This is a genomic window from Mycolicibacterium vinylchloridicum (genome assembly GCF_013404075.1).
Lineage (GTDB): Bacteria > Actinomycetota > Actinomycetes > Mycobacteriales > Mycobacteriaceae > Mycobacterium > Mycobacterium vinylchloridicum.
On record NZ_JACBJQ010000144.1, the window covers coordinates 1 to 2,757 of the forward strand.

At 71.6% G+C, this 2,757-nt stretch carries 1 pseudogene; it reads left to right on the forward strand.

Annotation, left to right across the window (positions count from 1 at the left end):
- Nucleotides 1-2,757: pseudogene (locus HPC46_RS34070) on the forward strand (MobF family relaxase); the annotation flags it as partial.

Sequence of the window (2,757 nt, forward strand, 5' to 3'; positions counted from 1 at the left end):
CCGCCGACATGGCGTATCAGGCATGGTCGGACGCGGTCACCGTGGGCCGCGACGCGCTGCTGATCGCGCCCACCAACCCGATGGTCGCCGAACTCAACGAACGTGCCCGCCTGGACCGGCTGCGCCGAGAACCGCACCCGGAGAACACCCGCACCGTCACCCTCTCCGATGGCCTGACCGCCAGCGTCGGGGACCGAATCCTGACCCGCGACAACGCCCGTTGGCTGCGCCTGCCCACCGGTGGCTGGGTCAAAAACGGCCAGCTCTGGATCATCAAAGACATCGACGACCAGGGCCGCATTTCGGTGTCCCGGCTCACCGGCGAGGACACCGAATCGGTGATCCGACTACCCGCCCGCTACGTCGCCACCAACACCACACTCGGCTACGCGCGCACCATCAACGGCGCCCAAGGCTGGACCGCCCGCCACGAATGCCACGTCGTCGGCACCGACTCGATGACCCGCCAACAGCTCTACGTCGCGCTCACCCGCGGCAGGTGCGAAAACCACATCTACTTCTCCACCAGCGAGGCCGACCCGCACGCCATCCTCACCCCCAAAGCAACCCACCCACCGACCGCAGTGGACATCCTCTCGGCCATCCTGCGCCGCGACGGCGCACAGATTTCCGCGCACGGCGTGCAGCGCGCCGAAGCCGACCCGTTCACCCGCCTGGCGCGGGCGGCCGACATGTACACCGACGCCCTGTCCAGTGCCGCCGAACAACTCGCCGGCACCGACACCATGGCCCGCATCGACGCCACCGCCACCGCGCTGCGTGCCGACATCACCAGCGCCGAAGCGTGGCCGGTACTGCGACGCAACCTGGCCCTGCTTGCCCTCGACGGGCACGACCCGCACGAAGCGCTGGCGCACGCCGCGCAGCGCCCGCTCGGTAATGCCAGCGATCCCGCCGCGGTGCTGGATTGGCGCCTGCCCACCCCCGACAATTCCGCCCTGGATATCGTCGGCCCGCTGCGCTGGCTGCCGTCGGTTCCCACCGCGCTACAAGACGATTCGGCGTGGGCGCGCTACCTGTCCGCACGTGCACAGCTGGTCGACGAGATCGCCGAGCAGATCCGCGAACAGGCCCGGGCCTGGACCCCGGCCACCGCGCCGGTGTGGGCGCGTCCGCTGGCCGGGCAACGCCCCGGACTGCTCGCCGAAATCGCCGTCTTCCGCGCCGCCCACGACGTCGACCCGGCCGACACTCGCATCACCGGACCCACCCAGCACGCCACCCGCTCCGCGTCCTTCCAGGACCTGCTGCACCAGCGCCTGGACGCTGCCCTGATCAGCGGCGGACACGGCGCCAAGCGGTGGCGCACCCTGGCCGACAACATCGACCCGAACATCACCGCCGACCCGTTCTGGCCGCGGCTGGCCACCCACCTCGACCAAGCCGCCCGGGCCGGTGCCGACGTCTCCGCGCTCGTCGACGAGGCGATGGACCGCCACGGCGCGCTGCCCGACGAGCTGCCCGCCGCCGCGTTGTGGTGGCGGCTGGCTGGCACCCTGGCCCCGGCGATGCTCGACACCGCCAACGAGCGGTTACGGCCGCCGTGGACGGCGGAACTGCACCGCATTCTGGGCAGCGTGGCTGCCGAAACGATCACCGGTGACCCGGCCTGGCCCGCGCTGGTCGCTGCGGTCAACGCCTCGGACTGGCCGCCGGCCGACCTGCTCGCCGCGGCCGCGGAATATCTGCTCGATGCGCTCACCGACGACGCGATCCGGCCCGACGAATACGCCCGTGTCCTCACCTACCGTGTCGAGCTGCTCACCCACTACGCCGCCGACATCGACACCGACATCCCCCACCCCGCCGACGGGCTCGGAGAATCGCTGCACGAGCCGCCGCACCACCCCCTCGACCTTGACCAACATGGCGACCCCGGCGAGGACGACTACCTGGGGTACGACTCCGAATTCGACGACAGTCTTGGAGATCTGGACTTCTACTCCCTGCTCACCGAGCGCCCAGCGGTCACCCCGGACCTCGACATCGACATCATCGAGCTGCGGGCCCGCAGCGCCGACGCCCGGGCGCGCGTTCGGGCGCTGGCCGATGCGGTGCTCTCCGCGCGCGGCGGACCGGCCGAGCAGGCCGCCGCCGCCGAACTCATTGCGCTGCACCGCCGCCACGTCGAACAGCGCCCCTACCAACACGACGTGGCGCACGCCCACGCCGACTGGGTGGCCGCCGAATCGGCCTACGAAGGCCAGCAGTACCGCATCACCCAGCTGGAGAAGCTCATCGCCCGCGCCGAGAGCGAAAACGACCAGGACCTTGCCCAGGCCTACCGTGAGCGTCGCGGCGATCTGGCCGCCGACGCCGCCGACCTCGGATTGGCGGTCGTGCGGGTCCGCGCCGAGCGCGACGCCGCCACCGCACGTCTGCACGCGGTGGCCGGTGGACCCGATCGCGTCGTGACCGCCGAGGACATCGACGCGCGCCGGGCGGTGGCCGTGCATGCCGACATCGCCGCACTCAACGCCGCCCGGGCCGAAGCCCGCGACCTGGACAACCAGCTCAGCCGGGCTGAGGCGCGCACCGCCCGCACCTTCGCCGAGAGCCCCGCCCGCGAGCGCGAGCAGGCCCGTTGGGCATCGGTGACCACCGAACGCGATCTGATGGTGTTGCGTGCTGAGGTGGATTTCGTGGAGGCAGCTGGTGCGCGGTCCCCGGCCACGGTGTACCCGCCCCCGGCCGGCGATCGCAGCTGGCAGGAGCTGGACGAACCGGCCCACGCGG